The sequence below is a fragment of the Ralstonia sp. UNC404CL21Col genome, assembly GCF_000620465.1.
Taxonomy (GTDB): Bacteria; Pseudomonadota; Gammaproteobacteria; order Burkholderiales; family Burkholderiaceae; genus Ralstonia; species Ralstonia flatus.
Genome location: NZ_JIBE01000003.1, coordinates 82,433 through 99,682, shown reverse-complemented (window position 1 = coordinate 99,682; position 17,250 = coordinate 82,433). Strand labels below are relative to the sequence as shown.

Here is a 17,250-nt window from a genome sequence, read left to right as displayed (position 1 = left end):
GCTTTTCTACAATGGCCCTCGTTGCGAAGGTCGGCAAGGCGTTCTGCGTAATGGAACGCGCGAGCGCGTGGCCTTCGGGTCCGTGGAGCTTCTGATGAGTTCGATTCGCGCGGTGGTTTTCGATGCCTATGGCACGTTGTTCGACGTGTATTCCGTGGCCGCGCGCGCCGAGCAACTGTTTGCGGGCAAGGGCGAAGCGCTGTCGGTGCTGTGGCGCGACAAACAGATCGACTACACGCGCATCCGCTCGCTGGCCGGCCCGTCGGGCGAACACTACAAGCCGTTCTGGGACATCACCGTCGATGCGCTGCGCTACGCGGCCGCACGCCTGGGCGTAGAGCTTTCCGCCCACGACGAAGCCACGCTGATGCGTGAATATGCGTGCCTGTCGGCGTTTCCCGAGAACGTGCCTGCGCTGCGCCGCCTGCGAGAGATGGGCTTGCCGCTGGGCATCCTCTCCAACGGCAACCCGCAGATGCTCGACATTGCCGTGAAGAGTGCCGGCATGTCCGGGCTGTTCGATCACGTGCTGTCGGTCGATGCGGTCAAGCTCTACAAGACCGCGCCGCAAGCCTATGCGCTGGCGCCACAAGCGTTTGGTGTGCCGGCGGAACAGATTCTGTTTGTCTCGTCCAATGGCTGGGATGCCTGCGGCGCGACGTGGTACGGCTTCACAACGTTCTGGATCAACCGCCTGGGGCATCCGCCCGAGGCGCTCGACGTGGCGCCCACCGCGGCCGGCCACGACATGCGCGATCTGCTGCAGTTCGTGCAGGCAACACAAGCGACGTAAGGCATTGCATTTAATCGGTCCAGCCATAGGACCGAACCCGTTCAACCCTCACATCATCCTCTGGAGAACAACCATGGCGCTCACGCTGCCCCAAGGCATGGAGATCAAGGCCGAGATTCTGCCGGCCTACGAAGACATTCTGACCCCCGAAGCACTGGCGCTGGTTGCCAAGCTGCACCGTGCCTTCCAGCCGCGTCGCAAAGAGCTGCTGGCTTCCCGTGTCGAGCGCGCCAAGCGCCTGGACGCCGGCGAGCGCCCGGATTTCCTGCCGGAAACGAAGGCCGTGCGTGAAGGCGACTGGAAGGTTGCTCCGATCCCGCCGGCACTGCATTGCCGCCGTGTGGAAATCACTGGCCCGGTCGATGCCAAGATGGTCATCAACGCGTTCAACTCGGGCGCGGACAGCTACATGACCGACTTCGAAGATTCGAATTCGCCGAGCTGGCACAACCAGATCCAGGGCCAGGTCAACCTGAAGGCCGCCATCCGCCGCACGCTGACGCTGGAGCAGAACGGCAAGACCTACAAGCTCAACGACAAGATCGCCACGCTGCAGGTGCGTCCGCGCGGCTGGCACCTCGACGAGAAGCACGTGCTGATCGACGGCGAGCGCGTGTCCGGCGGCATCTTCGACTTTGCGCTGTTCCTGTTCCACAACGCCAAGGAGCAGATCGCGCGCGGCGCCGGCCCGTTCTTCTACCTGCCCAAGATGGAAAGCCATCTGGAAGCGCGTCTGTGGAACGACATCTTCGTGATGGCGCAGAACGAGATCGGCCTGCCACAAGGCACGATCAAGGCTACCGTGCTGATCGAAACCATCCTCGCCGCGTTCGAGATGGAAGAAATCCTGTACGAACTGCGTGAGCACAGCGCGGGCCTGAACGCCGGCCGCTGGGACTACATCTTCTCGTGCATCAAGAAGTTCAAGGTCGACAAGAACTTCTGCCTGGCCGACCGCGCCAAGGTGACGATGACCTCGCCGTTTATGCGTGCCTACGCGCTGCTGCTGCTCAAGACCTGCCACAAGCGCGGTGCACCCGCCATCGGCGGCATGAGCGCGCTGATCCCGATCAAGAACGATCCGGAGAAGAACGCCATCGCCATGGCCGGCATCATCAACGACAAGAAGCGCGACGCGACCGACGGTTACGACGGCGGCTGGGTGGCACACCCGGGCCTGGTCGAGCCGGCCATGAAGGAATTCGTGGCAGTGCTGGGCGACAAGCCGAACCAGTTCGAGAAGCAACGCCCCGACGTGGAAGTGAAGGCTGCCGACCTGCTGGACTTCCAGCCGGAAACGCCGATCACCGAAGCTGGCCTGCGCATGAACATCAACGTCGGCATCCACTACCTGGGTGCCTGGCTGGCCGGCAACGGTTGCGTGCCGATCCACAACCTGATGGAAGATGCCGCCACGGCAGAAATCTCCCGCTCGCAGGTGTGGCAGTGGATCCGCTCGCCCAAGGGCAAGCTGGAAGACGGCACCAAGGTCACGGCTGAACTGGTGCGCAAGCTGATCCCGGAAGAATTGGCCAAGGTGAAGGAGACGGGCGCGGTGGGCCACTTTGACCGCGCTGCGGAAATCTTCGAACAGATGTCGACGTCGGAAGACTTTGCGGAATTCCTGACGCTGCCGCTGTACGAAGAAATCTAAAAAAATCGCTCACGGTCCTACTGCGCGCCCCGATCTTGGCTCTGCGATGCTCGCCGTACTCATGTACGGCTGCGCTTCTCGCGCCAACCTCGGGTCGCTCGCTACGGATCTTGAACGATTTTTAAGCGACGCTTAAAGCGCGCAACGGAAACGCCGGCTGGGGCAACCCGCCGGCGTTTTTTCATTTGGCGCAAGGCAGGCCAAGCCGCGCGATAATGTCACGAAATCTTGCGGAGGCCGCTTTGCGCTTTGAACACCTGGTGGAAGTCAACGATCCACTGAACCCCCTCATCGACACGCTGACCCTGAACCAGATCTGGCAAGGCCTGGTGCTGCGCGTGCGCGAGCAAACCGAATTTGTCGAAAGCCTGGACGAATGCATCATCACCGCTGAAGGCGACGGCTGGGTCGAGCGCGAACTCGTGTTCGGCAAGGCGCGCATCCAGGACCGCGTGACGCTCGAGCCCCACAAGCGCGTGACGTACACCACCGAAGCCACGGGCGAACACGCCGGCGGCTCGCTGACCATGACGATCGAGAGCAACGAGGCCAACGCCGCGTTCATCCGCTTCATCTACGACACCACGCTGCCCAACGCCGACGAAACCGGCGACACGCGCTACGCCGAGATCGTCAAATCCGCCTACCGGGAATCCGACATCGACACCGTGCGCCGCATCCGCGAGATCGCCGCCACCGGCCGCCTCGGCTGACGTGTCCCGCCCGGCCGGCGCTGGAGGAGGCGCTGGCCCGGTTTGCTCTGCCTGCACCCTGGTCGTCTCACACATCACGACAACGAGACCATGACGACATTCACGCCCACCCTGGAGGCGCTGCGCGCGCGTTACGGCGAGCGCTTCAAATGGCTCGTTCTCTTCACGCTGATGGTGGGTGCGGTGTCGTCCGTCATCTCCGCCACGATCGTGAACGTGGCGATTCCCGATCTGAGCCGGCATTTCGTGCTCGGGCAGGAACGCGCGCAGTGGGTATCGGCCAGCTTCATGGTCGCGATGACGTTGTCGATGCTGCTGACACCGTGGCTGCTGCTGCGTTTCGGGCTGCGTCGCACGTTTATCGGCGCGTTGCTGCTGCTGGGCGTCGGCGGGCTGGCGGGTGGCCTGTCCCCCAATTACGAAGTGATGATCGCCATGCGCGTCGTGGAAGGGATTGCTGCCGGCATCATGCAGCCGCTGCCCAACATCCTGATCCTGCGCGTGTTTCCGGAGCGGGAGCAGGGCAAGGCGTTCGGTCTGTTCGGCTTTGGTGTTGTGCTGGCGCCGGCCGTGGGCCCGAGCGTGGGCGGTTTCCTGGTGGAGTTGTTCGGCTGGCGCTCGATCTTCTTCGTGGTGATGCCGTTCACGCTGATCGGCTGGGCGATGGCGCGGCGCTTCATGGCCATCAATTCGTCGATGGCGGGCGAGCCCAAGCCGCTCGATTGGCGTGGCCTGCTGCTGATCGGCGGTGCGACCGTCACGCTGCTCAACGGACTGGTCGCGCTGCACGGCGATGTGGCGCACGGCGTTGTGCTGATGCTCGTGTCGGCCGTGTGCCTGGCGGGCTTTGTGTTCTGGCAGCGGCGGGTGGAGTCGCCGTTGCTCAACCTGCGGCTGTTCAGCTACCGGCAGTTTGCGATGGGGGCGGTCGTGGCTTTCATCTACGGGGCCGGGCTGTACGGCTCGACGTACCTCGTGCCGGTGTATATGCAGGTGGCGCTGGCCTATGCGCCGTCGCGCGCCGGGCTGGTGCTGCTGCCCGCCGGCCTCGTGCTGGCCGTGACGATCATGCTGGCGGGGCGGCTGACCAATCGCATCGAGCCGTTCCGGTTGGTGTCGTTCGGGCTGGCAGCGCTGGCGCTTTCGTTTTTCCTGATGGCGACCAACACCCGGGCAACGAGCTATCTGCTGCTGATCGCCATCGCCGTCATCGGGCGGATCGGGCTGGGTTTCGTGCTGCCGTCGCTGAGCCTGGGCGCCATGCGTGGTGTCGATTTCACGTTGATCGCCCAAGGCTCCAGCGCCGTCAATTTCCTGCGCCAATTGGGCGGGGCGATTGGCGTGTCGGCTACGGGCATTTTTCTGCAATGGCGGCTCGCCACGCGCGGTATCGAAACGGTGCACGGTGCGGCAGTCGACCCGGAGGCGCGCATCCTGGCCTTTGACGAGACCTTCGTCTTTCTCGGCACGCTGTGCGCACTGGCCGTGCTGGCCGCATGGCGCATGCGCCGCCGCGAGCTACCGTCCGCCATTCCTGCAGCGCAATAAAAAACCGGGCACGGGGCCCGGTTCTTCGTTGGCGATTCGACGATCAGGTCGTTGCGCCGCTCTTCAGTTCTTCGACGAGGTCGATGTACTTTTGCTTGGCCTCGTCCTGCGCCGTGCCTTTCAGGCCTTCCCACGCCTCAAACTTGTAGCGGCCGACGATGTCGGTAAAGCCCGGCTTGTCGCCGTGCGCGTCACCTTCAGCGCCTTGCTTGTACAGCGCGTACAGGCGCAGCAGCGTCATGTTGGCGGGGCGCTCGGAGAGGCCCTTGACGTCGATTTGGGCTTGGTCGAAACGGGCTTGCAGGTCGCTCATGATGATTCCCGGCTGAAAACAATGGTCTGGCGATGATAGCGCCGGGGTTGGGCGGTCGGGCCGTTTGAATTCGAGGACGGCTTCGGTTTTCTGCGCGATGTTTGGCCCGGTTTCCAGAGGCGCAGCCACGGGTTTGCGCATTCAGGCGCCACACCAGCCGGTACAATGCCGCCATGCCCTGGATTCTTGCTTTCGATACCTCCACCGAGTTCTGTTCCGTCGCCCTTGGTGACGGCACGCGCACGCTGTTCCGCCATGAACACACCGGCCCGCGCTCCAGTAGCCGCGTGCTGCCGGCGGCTTCCGAATTGCTGGCCGAGGCGGGCATCGCCCTGGCCGATTGCGCTGCGATTGCTTTTGGCGCCGGGCCGGGTTCCTTCACCGGGCTGCGCACAGCGTGCGGCGTGGCGCAGGGTTTGGCGTTTGGTGCGGATCTGCCGGTCGTGCCGGTCAACTCGCTTGTTGCCTGCGCCGAGCTGACGCGCGCAACGTTGCCCGCCGGCACGGCTGTGACCATTGCGCTCGATGCCCGTATGGACGAGTGCTACTGGGCCAGCTTCATTCCCGCCGATGCGGCGCAGGACGCATCCGGTTGGCACGCGCTTTCCGCCATCCAGGTCAGCGGCCCACAAAACGTTGTCGCGCCGTCGCAGCCGTATTGGCTGGCGGGCAATGCCGCCGCGGTGTTCGGCGATCAGTTGAGCATCGCTGCAGGGGCCGCCGCTGTGTTGCCCGAAGTTGCGCCGCACGCTCGGGAAATCATCACCGTGGGTCTGCGCCTACTGGCCGCCGGCCATACGGTGCGGCCTGAAGATGCGGCGCCGCTCTATGTCCGTGACAAGGTCGCGCTCACCATTGAAGAGCGCCAAGCGGTGCAGCAGGCCAAGGCGGCCGCAGGTGCCCAGCCATGAGCCTGATCGACAACGCACTGGCCCGCGTCATCACGCAGGCGCCGCTGCCTGCGGGCTGGCGCGCAGAGCGCATGACGGCTCGCGATCTGGAGGGCGTTGCGGCGGTGGAGCTGGCGGCGTTCAAATTTCCCTGGTCGCGCGGCAACTTTGAGGATTCGCTCAAGTCCGGCCACCTCGGCATTGTGTTGCGTGACGGCGGCAACGAGGTCGCGGGCTACCTGATCCTCATGCCTGTGGTGGACGAGATGCACCTGCTCAACGTGACGGTGGCACCGGCGTGGCAACGGCAAGGCCTCGGCCATTGGCTCATGCGTCTGGCCACGGCGCTCACGTTGGTGCATGGCTTCGGCAGCCTGCTGCTGGAAGTGCGTCCATCCAATACCGGCGCGATTGCGCTGTATCACCGTATCGGCTTTGCCGAGATCGGCCGGCGCAAGCGCTATTACCCGGCCGAAAACAACACGCGCGAAGATGCGCTCGTCATGCGCATGGTGTGCGAGGCGAGCGGGGTGGAGGCCGCATGAATCGTCGATCCCGAATGCTGGAAGCGCTGGGCGTTTCGACCGAATGGACCTTGCGCGGGGCTGAGCCGGCCGGGGTGGAGGCCGTCGAGGTCGCTGTCGCCGAGCCGGTGGCCGTCGAGGTGGAAGCCGATTCGTTTGTTGTGGCTGAGTCCGAGTCGGTGCGACTTGAAACGCAAACGCCTGTCATGGAGGTGGCAGCGCCATCTGACACGGCCGCGCCGCGCGCCCAACGCATCGCCGCGTTCGACTGGGCACAGCTCGAAGCCGCCGTTTCCAACTGCACCTCGTGCAAGCTGTGCGAGCGCCGCACGAACACCGTGTTCGGCGTTGGCGATCGCGAGGCGGAATGGATGCTGATCGGCGAGGCGCCGGGCGAGCAGGAAGACAAGCAGGGCGAGCCGTTCGTCGGCCAGGCCGGCAAGCTGCTCGACAGCATGCTGCGATCGATCGGCCTGTCGCGCGAGAAGGGCGTGTTCATCGCCAACGTGCTCAAGTGCCGTCCACCCGGCAACCGGGATCCGGAGCCGGACGAAGCCGCGATGTGCGATCCGTATCTCAAGCGTCAGATTGCGCTGGTCAAGCCGCGCATCATCGTCGTGCTGGGTCGCATTGCAGCGCAAAACCTGCTGCAGACGCAAACGCCTGTCGGCAAGCTGCGCGGCAAGGTGCATGAAGTGGAGGGTGTGCCCGTGGTGGTGACGTACCACCCGGCGTACCTCTTGCGCACGCTGACTGACAAGGCGCGTGCGTGGGAAGACCTCTGCCTGGCGCGCAAAATTTACGCGGAGCGCGGCGGCCAGTAGTCAGTGGCCCGCCTGCGGGGCGGGCACTGCGTCAGTGGTGCTTGTCTTCGCCGATGAGCGCGGCGGTGTGAAACAGCTTTTCGTTGAGACGATGCCGGCGCATGACCAGCGCCATCGTCACGCAGACGAAGATGCCGAACGACACGATCACGACGCTCACCGACACGTTAAGCTTGATGAGCAGCGCGTAGAGGCACAGCATCAGCAGCACGGAGACATTCTCGTTGAAGTTCTGCACGGCGATCGAGTGGCCGGCCGAGAGCAGCACGTGTCCGCGGTGCTGCAGCAGTGCATTCATCGGCACCACGAAAAAGCCTGACATGGCGCCCACGATCATCAGGAACAGGTAGGCGATCATCATGTACAGCGGCAGCTTCATATGGCCGATGTGGAACGTGACTTCCGGGATCGTGTGCTTGGTGTAGAACGCCATCAGCATGACGACCGCGCCCATTGCCACGCCCACCGGCAGCACGTCGAGCGAGCGGCGCAGCGGAATCTTCACGGCCGCAGCCATGGCGCCGGCCGCCACGCCGACGGCCACCACGGCTTGCAGAATGGCGCCCTGCGAGAGGTTCAGCTCCAGCGATTGCTCGGCCCACTTCAGCACGATGAATTGCAGCGTGGCGCCCGCGCCCCAGAACAGCGTCGTCACCGCCAGGGAGATCTGGCCCAGCTTGTCGCGCCACAGTGCGTTGAAGCAGTCGGCAAACTCCGAAATGAGACGTACCGGATTCTTTTCCTGTTGCGGATAGCGCGCGCCGGTGTCGGGAATGCGCGTGTTGAACAGCGCCGCGATCAGGTAGATCACCATGATCACCAGCATCGCCGCTTCGGCCGGGGTGTCGATGCGCTCGAGCCCCGGAATGTCGAACGACAGCAGCCAAGCCGACACATGGTTTGAGATCAGCGCTCCGCCGAGCACGGTGCCCAGGATGATCGAGCCGACGGTAAGGCCTTCGATCCATCCATTGGCGGCGACGAGTTTTTCAGGGGGAAGGAGTTCGGTGAGGATGCCGTACTTGGCGGGCGAATAGGCTGCCGCACCAAAACCGACCACACCATAGGCGAGCAGCGGGTGCAGACCAGTGAGCATCACACCGCAGCCCACCAGCTTGATCGCATTGGTGATGAGCATCACCTTGCCCTTGGGCCGGGAATCGGCAAACGCGCCGACGAATGCGGCAAGTAAAACGTAAGAGAGCACGAAGAACAGCTTGAGCAGCGGGGTCATCCACTGCGGCGCATGCATCTCTGTCAGAAGGGCGATGGCGGCAATGAGCAGCGCATTGTCGGCGAGCGACGAAAAAAACTGCGCCGCCATGATGGTGTAAAAACCCTTCTTCATACCTTCGAATTCATCCCCGTAGACCGCGGTGCCATCTTCCTCTTCACGACCTGCCGGCAGCATGCCGGCACTCGGAAGTGCCCCCCGGGGGTGCCGGCCAAGCGTTGCGACGGCTGACCGGCCGTGCAGCGCACAGGTGCGCGGTGGCGGCATCGAAGCCTGTGCCCGCGCGGGCTCCCCTGGTTGTGGTTCCCTTGGACGGGGCCCATGCAGTGCTGTAAGACATGCATCGCCGGGCAACCGCGGGAATCTTCACTGACAGACGTTCGGGCCATGCGTTCCGCCCGGAATGTGTTTTGGTCTCGCCTGCTCGCATGGTCAAACCGGATGTGACCGCATCGCGCAAAAAGAAGTGGCGGGTGCCCAACTTTCCTTATGCTGACAGCGCATCACAACTGTTTTCCCATGCCTGAATTGAACGGCTTTATATCATGAAACTTGTGCGCTTCCGGTGACGGCGGCGCACTTTCTTTTTGGCGCGCCGATGACAGCTGCGAACCAGTTGGCGTCCTGTGGTCAAATAGAACGCTCATCGCGTGAGGTCGGGCGCACCGGCCCCGCAACGTCCATTTGCCTGTTGCATTGCAGCACCGACGCCGCGCCACAAGCGCGCCATCGCATTCACGTTTTGCAGGTTTGCCGTCATGCCAAGACCCATCCAGGCCGTCATCCACGGCCCAGCACTTGCCAATAATCTCCAGGTTGCCCGCCGTCATGCGCCCAACTCGCGTGTGTGGGCCGTCGTCAAAGCCAACGCGTATGGCCACGGCATCGAACGCGTGTATGAAGGCCTGCGCCAGACCGACGGTTTCGGCCTGCTCGATCTGGACGAGGCCGTCCGCCTGCGCCAGCTCGGCTGGCAGGGGCCGATCCTTCTGCTGGAAGGTTTTTTCAAGCCGGAAGACCTGGCCATCGTCGAGCAGTACCGCCTGACCACCACCGTCCACTGCGAAGAGCAACTGCGCATGCTGGAACTGGCACGCCCGAAAGGGCCCATCAGCGTGCAGCTCAAGATCAATACGGGCATGAGCCGCCTCGGCTTCGCGCCTGCCGCCTACCGCGCCGCCTGGGAGCGCGCCCGCGCCATTTCGGGCGTCGGCACGATCGTCCACATGACGCATTTTTCCGATGCCGACGGTCCGCGCGGCATCGAGCATCAACTCGTCGCGTTTGAACAGGCCACGCAAGGTTTGCCGGGCGAGGCGTCGCTTTCCAACTCCGCGGCCACGTTGTGGCACCCGAAGGCGCATCGCGACTGGGTGCGCCCGGGCGTGATCATGTACGGCGCCTCGCCGACGGGCGTGGCGGCGGACATCGACGGCACGGGCCTGATGCCGGCCATGTCGCTCAAGAGCGAGCTGATCGCCATCCAGGATCTGCAGCCCGGCGCGACGATCGGTTACGGCTCGCGCTTTGTCGTGGAACAGCCGATGCGCATCGGCATCGTCGCGTGCGGTTATGCCGACGGCTACCCGCGTCATGCGCCCGGTTGGGACGGCAACCATACGCCGGTGCTGGTCGATGGCGTGCGCACGCATATCGTGGGCCGCGTGTCGATGGACATGATCACCGTCGACTTGGCGGGCGTGCCCGAAGCGCGCGTCGGCACCCCCGTCACGCTGTGGGGCGAGGGCTTGCCGATCGACGACGTCGCGCAGGCGTCCGGCACGGTCGGCTATGAGCTGATGTGTGCATTGGCGCCGCGCGTGCCGGTGTCCGTTGAACCGGTCAGCACGGCAGAGGCCGGCGACCTGGGCAAGGCTGCCTGAGCGCAGCATCGTCAATACAAAGATCAAGCGGCGGCCGCCCATGCGCGGCGCCGTAAGCAGGGGGTTGTTTGGCCAAGAGCAAGACGGTCTATACGTGCACCGAATGTGGCGGCACGGCACCGAAGTGGGCGGGGCAGTGCCCGAATTGCCAGCAGTGGAACACGCTGGTGGAAACCGTCGCGCAGCCGACGTCCGGCGCCGGCGCGCGCTTCCAGTCGTTGGCATCGAGCGCGACGGTGCGCAAGCTGTCGGACATTGACGCGGTGGATGTGCCGCGCTTCTCCAGCGGCATCGACGAATTTGACCGCGTATTGGGCGGCGGCCTGGTCAGCGGCGGTGTGGTGCTCATCGGCGGTGATCCGGGGATCGGCAAATCGACGCTGTTGCTGCAGGCGCTGTCCAACCTGTCGACCGATCGGCGGGTGCTGTACGTAAGCGGCGAAGAGTCCGGCTCGCAGATCGCGCTGCGTGCACGGCGCCTGGGCATCGAAAGCCCGAACCTTGCGCTGCTGGCAGAAATCCAGCTTGAGCGCATCCAGGCGACCATCGAGGCGGAAAAGCCGGAAGTCGTCGTCATCGATTCGATCCAGACGCTGTATTCCGAGGCGCTGACCTCGGCGCCGGGCTCCGTGGCCCAGGTGCGCGAGTGCGCGGCGCAGTTGACGCGCATTGCCAAGCGGCTGGATGTGACCACCATTCTGGTCGGCCATGTGACCAAGGAAGGCGCGCTGGCGGGCCCGCGTGTGCTCGAACACATTGTCGATACGGTGCTGTATTTCGAGGGCGATACGCATTCCGCCTACCGGCTCGTGCGGGCGTTCAAGAACCGTTTCGGCGCCGTCAATGAGTTGGGCGTGTTTGCGATGACGGAGCGCGGCCTGCGCGGCGTGGCGAATCCGTCGGCGCTGTTCCTGTCTCAGCACGAGCAGGTGGTGCCGGGCTCGTGCGTGCTGGTAACGCAGGAAGGCACGCGGCCGCTGCTGGTCGAAATCCAGGCGCTGGTGGATACGGCCAACGTGCCGAATCCGCGCCGCTTGGCGGTGGGGCTGGAACAGAACCGGCTCGCGATGTTGCTGGCGGTGCTGCACCGTCATGCCGGCATTGCGTGCTTCGATCAGGACGTGTTTCTCAACGCGGTGGGCGGCGTGAAGATTACCGAACCGGCGGCGGACTTGGCGGTGCTGTTGGCGATCCACTCGTCGATGCGCAACAAGGCGCTGCCGCGCGGGCTGGTGGTGTTCGGCGAGATCGGCCTGGCCGGGGAAATCCGCCCGACGCCGCGTGGTCAGGAGCGGTTGAAGGAAGCGGCCAAGCTGGGCTTCTCGATTGCCGTGATCCCGAAATCCAACGTCCCCAAGCAGGCGATCGACGGGCTGGAGGTCATTGCCGTCGAGCGCATTGAGCAGGCGATCGACCGTGTGCGGTCGCTGGAGGCTTGATCGTTCAACATTTCGCAACGGTATCGCTGATGCCATTTGAAAATGCATGTGCCGTTGCGATGCGATAATCCGCCAACTTTTCTCATGACTCCTCTGAACTGACGCCGCCATGCAAGCCAACTCGCGCGCCTTTTTCCTGCTGATTGCCGTGATCTCCTTCGGGGTGGTCGGCTATGCGCTGTACCTGCAGCACGTTGAGGGGCTGCAGCCATGCCCGCTGTGCATCCTGCAGCGGTTTGCGTTCCTGGGCATCGGCGTGTTCTCGCTGCTGGCGGCGCTGTCGTCGGCCACGCGGCTGCTGTGGCACGGGCTGGGCATGCTGTCGGGGCTGGCCGGACTGTGTGTGGCGGGGTACCACGTATCGCTGCTGCTGAACCCGAAGGCAACGTGCGGCATCGACCCGATCGAGAACTGGGTCAACGCGCTGCCGACTGCCAAATGGTTGCCGCAGGTGTTCGAAGCTGATGGGCTGTGCGTCGGGCCGATGCCGCCGGTGCTGGGCCTATCGGTGCCGGTGTGGTCGCTGATCTGGCTGGTGATTCTGTCGCTGACGCTGGTGGTGGGGATGATCCGCCGCGAGCGCCGCTGAGCCGGGGCCGCCGATCATGCAACGCGTGCTGGTGAGTGCCTGCCTGCTGGGCCAGCCGGTGCGCTATGACGGCGGCACGGTCGCCACCGAGGGCGGCATCCTGGCACGCTGGCAGATGGAAGGGCGCATCGTGCCGATGTGCCCCGAGATGGCCGGCGGTTTGCCGGTGCCGCGTCTGCCCGCGGAAATTCACGGCGAGGGCGGTGGCGCGGCGGTGCTGCGCGGCGCAGCCCGTGTCGTCGAACACCACGGCCACGATGTCACCCAAGCGTTTCTCCAAGGCGCGCAGCGCGCACTGGAAGCGGCGCAGGCGGCCGGCGTGCAAGTCGCCGTGCTCACCGAGCGCAGCCCGTCTTGCGGTTCTGCGTTTCTCTACGACGGGACGTTTTCCAGCCAGCTGCAGGAAGGCGAGGGCGTGACGGCGGCGCTGCTGCGCCAACACGGCATCCGCGTATTCAGCCAGCACCAGCTGGAAGAAGCCGGGCGCCTGCTCGATGCGCTTGACGCGCAGGACCGCGCCGATTCGTCAATCGGCAAACCGTAGCGGCAAGGCGAGCTGCACGGGCTCGCCGTTCTCCTTCACCACGCTGTTGCGCTCGACAAAGAGCGGATGTTGCAACGCCTCTTCCATGCGCAGCACGGGCGTGACACAGCAATCGGCATCGGCAAAACGGGCGGTCCATTCGGCTTGCGTGGCGGTCAGGAAGAGCGCAGCAAGTTCGTCGCGAATGGCGCGTGCCTCATCGCCGCCGACGCGCTGGCCGAGCGCCCAGTGCCGGTCTTTCCATTCGGGCTTGCCGATGACATCGCACATCGCCTGCCAGAACTTCAATTCGAGCGCGCCGACGGCCATGAAGCGATCGTCCGCCGTGCGATATACGCCGTAGCACGGCACGCCGCCATTGAGCAGATCGGTGCCCGCGGGGCTGGCCTTGCCGCGCGTGCCGACGGAAAAGAACGCCATGAGGTTGTGTGCGAACACCGAATCCGTCATCGATACATCGACGTAGCGGCCGCGGCCCGTGGCACGCGCGTCGACCAGCGCGGCCAGGATGCCGACCACCGCCGTGAGCGCGCCGCCCAGCAGGTCGCCAATCTGCACGTTCGGGACGATGGGCGTGCCATCCGCGCTGGCGAGCTGATCGAGCATGCCCGCATAGCCGACGTAGTTGATATCGTGGCCGGCGGCTTGCGCGAGCGGGCCGTCTTGGCCGTAGCCGCTGATGGAACACATGACGAGCGCCGGGTTGGCCGCGCGCAGGGTGTCCCAGCCGACACCGAGGCGCGCCATGACGCCCGGGCGGAAGCTCTCGATCAGCACATCGGCGTGGCGTACGAGTTCGATGAGGGCGTCGCGATCTTCCGCGCGTTTCAGGTCGAGCCGCATTTCGGTCTTGCCGCGATTGAGCGAGCGGAAGAACAGGCTCGGGCGTTCGGCTGCGCGATCGGCGGAGGTGCGCATCATGTCGCGCGCGTAGTCGCCGGGGCCGGGGTCTTCGATCTTGATGACTTCTGCGCCGAGATCGGCCAGGTGGCGCGTGGCGGCTGGGCCGGGCAGCAGGCGCGTGAGGTCGAGCACGCGCACGCCGGTCAGTGGCTGATGCGTGGCGGTGTCCGGCGACGGCGATGTCATCAACAGGTCTCCTTGGCCGGACGCGCCAGCCTCAATTGATTTGTTCGAGTTGTTCGTGCAGCTCGAGCCAGCGTTCTTCGAGTTCGTCGAGTTCGGCGTTCAGCTCGGCCTGGCGGCGCAGGCTTTCCATCATGCGCGCCTTGTTGGCCTCTTCATACGCGGCGCCGTCGGCGAGGAAGGCTTCGAGTTCCGCCTTTTCTTTTTGCAGCGGCGCCATGCGTTTTTCGATGGCGTCGACGTTCTTTTGCAGCGGCTTGCGCAGCGCATTCAGGCGTTGACGTTCGGCGGCTTCTTCGCGCTTCTGGTCGCGGCGATTGGTGGCCGGTGCGCCATCTGCATCGGCCGAAGCAGCCTGCGCGCCAGCGGCTGCGCGCTTGGCTGCGGCTTGCTTGAGCAGCCAGTCGCGGTAATCGTCCAGATCGCCGTCAAACGGAGCGACGGTGCCCTGGCCGACAAGCAGGAACTGGTCGGTCGTGGCGCGCAGCAAGTGGCGGTCGTGCGAGACGAGGATCAGCGTTCCGTCAAACTGGGCGAGCGCCATCGTGAGCGCTTCGCGCGTGTCGAGATCCAGGTGGTTGGTCGGCTCATCAAGCAGCAGCAGGTTGGGGCGCTGCCAGACGATCAGGGCGAGCGCCAGGCGCGCCTTCTCGCCGCCCGAGAACGGCTCGATGGGCGAGGTCGCCATGTCGCCGCGGAAGTTGAAGCTGCCGAGAAAGTCGCGCAGTTCCTGCTCGCGCACGTCGGGTGCCAGCCGCGCCAGATGCAGCAGCGGCGAGGCGTGATCGTCCAGCGTTTCGAGCTGGTGCTGGGCGAAGTAGCCGATCTGCAGCCCCTTGCCGCGCCGGATCGTGCCGGACAGCGGCGCCAGCGTCTCGGCCAGCGTTTTCACCAGCGTCGACTTGCCCTGGCCGTTCGCACCCAGCAGGCCGATGCGCTGGCCGGTCTGGATCGAAAACGTCAGGTGTTTGAGGATGGTGATGGGCTCATCAACGCTCGGGCCGGGATAGCCGCAATCGACGCCTTCAAACGTGAGCATCGGATTGGGCGCCGCCTCAGGCTCGCGGAATTCGAACGAGAAGCCTGCCGCCGCATGCACGGGCGCGAGGCGCTCCATGCGCTCCAGCGCCTTGACGCGGCTCTGCGCCTGCTTGGCCTTGCTGGCCTTGGCCTTGAAACGCGTGATGAACGATTCGAGATGCGCGATCTGCTTCTGCTGCCGTGCGTACGACGCTTCCTGCAGCGCCATCTGCTGCAGGCGCTGCGTCTCGAACTGTGTGTAGTTGCCGCCGTAGCGTTTGAGTTTCTGGTGCTCGATATGCAGCGTGACGTTGCAGACGCCGTCGAGGAATTCGCGGTCGTGCGAAATCATGACGAGCGTGCCGGCGTAGCGCGACAGCCAGTCTTCCAGCCAGACCACGGCGTCCAGATCCAGGTGGTTGGTGGGTTCGTCGAGCAGCAGCAGGTCGGACGGACACATCAGCGCCTGCGCCAGATTCAGACGCATGCGCCAGCCGCCGGAGAAGCTCGCCACCGGCTGCGTGGTCTGCGCCATCGTGAAACCGAGACCGAGCAGCAGCGCCTGCGCGCGCGCCGGGGCGGTGTAGCCGTCGGCATCGGCGAAGGCGGTGTGGGCTTCGGCCTGCGCGTGGCCGTCGTGCGCGGCTTCGGCCGCGGCGAGGCGGCGTTCGATGTCGCGCAGGCGGGTGTCGCCGTCGAGCGTGTAGTCGAGCGCGCTGCGGTCGACGGCCGGCGTTTCCTGCGCTACGTGCGCGACCTGCCAGGTGGGCGGGATGGCGACTTCGCCGCCGTCGGCGTGCAATTCGCCGCGCAGCATGGAAAACAGCGTGGATTTGCCGCTGCCGTTCACGCCGACAAGGCCGACCCGTTCACCGGGGTTGAGGGTGGCGGTGGCGTGGTCGAACAGCACCTTGGTGCCGCGCTGGAGGACGAGGTCGTCGAATCGGATCACGAAAAACTGCACTTGAAGGCAAATCGGAGAAGGCTGCGATTGTAGCGTGCTGCGTCGCACGATCCTGGCGCGCCGGAGGCGTTTGGACTGGTGCATTGCACCGTGCCGAAGCAGCGCTCGCCCGCAATCTGTGCGGCGGCATTGGACCTAGGGAAAACCATAGGTCTTCGTGAAAGTTTTTTTCTTTACACGGCCGATTCGTGAAAATACATTTACACAAAATTTTCACGGCCCAGGAACATGGCGAAATCCACCAGCACGCGCACGGATGTGTCGAAAGGCGCATTCGCCGCCGATGCGACGGTCTCCGAGCGCATTGGAGCGGCCCTTGCCACGCTCACGCCGGCGCACCAGCGCATGGCGGAATACGTGCTGGCGAACCCGTTCCGCGCGGCCACCATGCGCATCGACGAGTTTGCCGCCGCGGTCGACATGTCGATTGCCACGGCCAACCGTTTTGCGCTGGCGCTGGGCTTTGACGGCTATCCGCAGTTCCGCGCGGGGCTGCTGCGCGGCTTCGAGGCGACGCTCGCGCCGGTGGAAAAACTGCGCCACGAGCTGGCACGTCCGGCCACCAGCGCGGAGATCTTTGCCGCCTCGCTCAACGAAGACATCGCCAACCTGGATGCCACGCGCCGCATGCTCGACGCCGCTGCGTGCGAGCGCGCCGTCGACGCCATCCTCGGTGCACAGCGCATCTACGTGATGGGCTTTGGCGCTAGCGGCTATCTGGCAGGGCTGCTGCGCCATGGGCTCGATCTGTACTGCGACACGGTGATCTCCGTTTCGCAGCCGGGCGGCGCATCGGATGCGGCGCGCCAGCTGCGCAAGATCCGGCCGAAGGATCTGCTGATCGCCATCGCCTTCCCGCGCTATGCGGCCGACACCATCACGCTGGCCAAGCAGGCCGGCAAGCAAGGCTGCCAGCTGCTGGCGCTGACCGACAGTCCCACATCGCCGCTCGCGCCGCTGGCCGACATTGCGTTGTATGCGCGGCCGGAGCGGCAGTTCTCCGCCACGTCTGACACGGCTGCCGTGGCGCTGTTCGAAGCGCTGTGCGGCGCGGTGGCGCATCGCTCGGCGCATTCGCTTGAATCGGCCGAGCGCCTGACTGAATTTGTGCTGCCGTGGCTGCATACCGCCCCGGCGCCGCGCGCCAACGACGCCGCGAACGCTCCCCGCACATCGACGACCACCCGACGCGGCCGCAAACGTACCGCTGAAAACTGATTTACATCGAGCCA

The 17,250-nt window shown here is 65.0% G+C and carries 16 protein-coding genes; 12 read left to right on the top strand and 4 right to left on the bottom strand.

All coding sequences use genetic code 11. The features are described 5' to 3' along the window. Window positions 1-94: 94 nt before the first annotated feature. The 4 genes from N511_RS0100490 to N511_RS0100475 all read left to right on the top strand — a co-directional run bounded on the left by N511_RS0100490 (window position 95) and on the right by N511_RS0100475 (window position 4,708). Entirely contained in the window at window positions 95-793 is a 699-nt protein-coding gene (locus tag N511_RS0100490) for a haloacid dehalogenase type II (protein ID WP_012761859.1), read from the top strand. 73 nt (window positions 794-866) lie between these two features. Further along, a complete protein-coding gene (gene aceB / locus N511_RS0100485) occupies window positions 867-2,447 on the top strand; it encodes a malate synthase A (RefSeq protein WP_027677509.1) in 1,581 nt (526 codons plus the stop codon). Window positions 2,448-2,689: 242 nt separating this feature from the next. Further along, window positions 2,690-3,160, top strand: coding sequence for an SRPBCC family protein (locus N511_RS0100480; RefSeq protein ID WP_027677508.1), 471 nt, complete (start codon window positions 2,690-2,692; stop codon window positions 3,158-3,160). A gap of 90 nt (window positions 3,161-3,250) precedes the next feature. After that, entirely contained in the window at window positions 3,251-4,708 is a 1,458-nt protein-coding gene (locus N511_RS0100475; protein WP_027677507.1) for a DHA2 family efflux MFS transporter permease subunit, read from the top strand. 43 nt (window positions 4,709-4,751) lie between these two features. On the opposite strand, the gene N511_RS0100470 is transcribed toward N511_RS0100475, so the two are convergent. Beyond that, window positions 4,752-5,021 (bottom strand): acyl-CoA-binding protein, encoded by a 270-nt coding sequence (locus N511_RS0100470; protein WP_027677506.1) that lies wholly within the window; start codon window positions 5,019-5,021, stop codon window positions 4,752-4,754. 173 nt (window positions 5,022-5,194) lie between these two features. Between N511_RS0100470 and tsaB the strand changes: the two genes are divergently transcribed. Genes tsaB through N511_RS0100455 form a run of 3 tightly spaced genes read left to right on the top strand, consistent with a single transcriptional unit; the run spans window position 5,195 to window position 7,259 of the window. Beyond that, window positions 5,195-5,932 carry a tRNA (adenosine(37)-N6)-threonylcarbamoyltransferase complex dimerization subunit type 1 TsaB gene (gene tsaB, locus N511_RS0100465; RefSeq protein ID WP_027677505.1) on the top strand — a complete coding sequence of 246 codons (738 nt, stop codon included), beginning with the start codon at window positions 5,195-5,197 and terminating at the stop codon, window positions 5,930-5,932. Then, window positions 5,929-6,456 carry a ribosomal protein S18-alanine N-acetyltransferase gene (gene rimI / locus N511_RS0100460; protein WP_027677504.1) on the top strand — a complete coding sequence of 176 codons (528 nt, stop codon included), beginning with the start codon at window positions 5,929-5,931 and terminating at the stop codon, window positions 6,454-6,456. Before tsaB ends, rimI begins: the two co-directional genes overlap by 4 nt. Then, complete coding sequence (locus N511_RS0100455; protein WP_027677503.1) at window positions 6,453-7,259, top strand: uracil-DNA glycosylase; 807 nt, start codon at window positions 6,453-6,455, stop codon at window positions 7,257-7,259. Before rimI ends, N511_RS0100455 begins: the two co-directional genes overlap by 4 nt. Before the next feature lie 31 nt (window positions 7,260-7,290). Here the strand turns inward: N511_RS0100455 and lplT are convergent, their stop codons facing one another. Continuing rightward, a complete protein-coding gene (gene lplT, locus N511_RS0100450; RefSeq protein ID WP_027677502.1) occupies window positions 7,291-8,607 on the bottom strand; it encodes a lysophospholipid transporter LplT in 1,317 nt (438 codons plus the stop codon). 644 nt (window positions 8,608-9,251) lie between these two features. On the opposite strand from lplT, the gene alr reads away from it, so the two are divergent. From alr to N511_RS0100430, 4 genes are all read left to right on the top strand, one after another. Further along, entirely contained in the window at window positions 9,252-10,376 is a 1,125-nt protein-coding gene (alr, locus tag N511_RS0100445) for an alanine racemase (RefSeq protein ID WP_027677501.1), read from the top strand. Window positions 10,377-10,444: 68 nt separating this feature from the next. Further along, the gene (gene radA / locus N511_RS0100440) at window positions 10,445-11,815 is read left to right on the top strand and encodes a DNA repair protein RadA (protein ID WP_027677500.1); all 1,371 of its coding nucleotides are present in this window, start codon (window positions 10,445-10,447) and stop codon (window positions 11,813-11,815) included. A gap of 109 nt (window positions 11,816-11,924) precedes the next feature. After that, window positions 11,925-12,404: a disulfide bond formation protein B gene (locus tag N511_RS0100435; protein ID WP_024975827.1), complete on the top strand. Its 480-nt coding sequence runs from the start codon at window positions 11,925-11,927 to the stop codon at window positions 12,402-12,404. Window positions 12,405-12,420: 16 nt separating this feature from the next. Next, the gene (locus N511_RS0100430) at window positions 12,421-12,948 is read left to right on the top strand and encodes a DUF523 domain-containing protein (protein WP_024972976.1); all 528 of its coding nucleotides are present in this window, start codon (window positions 12,421-12,423) and stop codon (window positions 12,946-12,948) included. On the opposite strand, the gene N511_RS0100425 is transcribed toward N511_RS0100430, so the two are convergent. Beyond that, a complete protein-coding gene (locus N511_RS0100425; RefSeq protein WP_027677499.1) occupies window positions 12,931-14,037 on the bottom strand; it encodes a CaiB/BaiF CoA transferase family protein in 1,107 nt (368 codons plus the stop codon). The genes N511_RS0100430 and N511_RS0100425 overlap by 18 nt on opposite strands. Before the next feature lie 31 nt (window positions 14,038-14,068). Next, window positions 14,069-16,006, bottom strand: a complete 1,938-nt coding sequence (locus N511_RS0100420; RefSeq protein WP_027677498.1) for an ATP-binding cassette domain-containing protein — start codon at window positions 16,004-16,006, stop codon at window positions 14,069-14,071. 240 nt (window positions 16,007-16,246) lie between these two features. On the opposite strand from N511_RS0100420, the gene N511_RS0100415 reads away from it, so the two are divergent. Then, window positions 16,247-17,236 carry a MurR/RpiR family transcriptional regulator gene (locus N511_RS0100415; RefSeq protein WP_027677497.1) on the top strand — a complete coding sequence of 330 codons (990 nt, stop codon included), beginning with the start codon at window positions 16,247-16,249 and terminating at the stop codon, window positions 17,234-17,236. Window positions 17,237-17,250 lie beyond the last annotated feature (14 nt).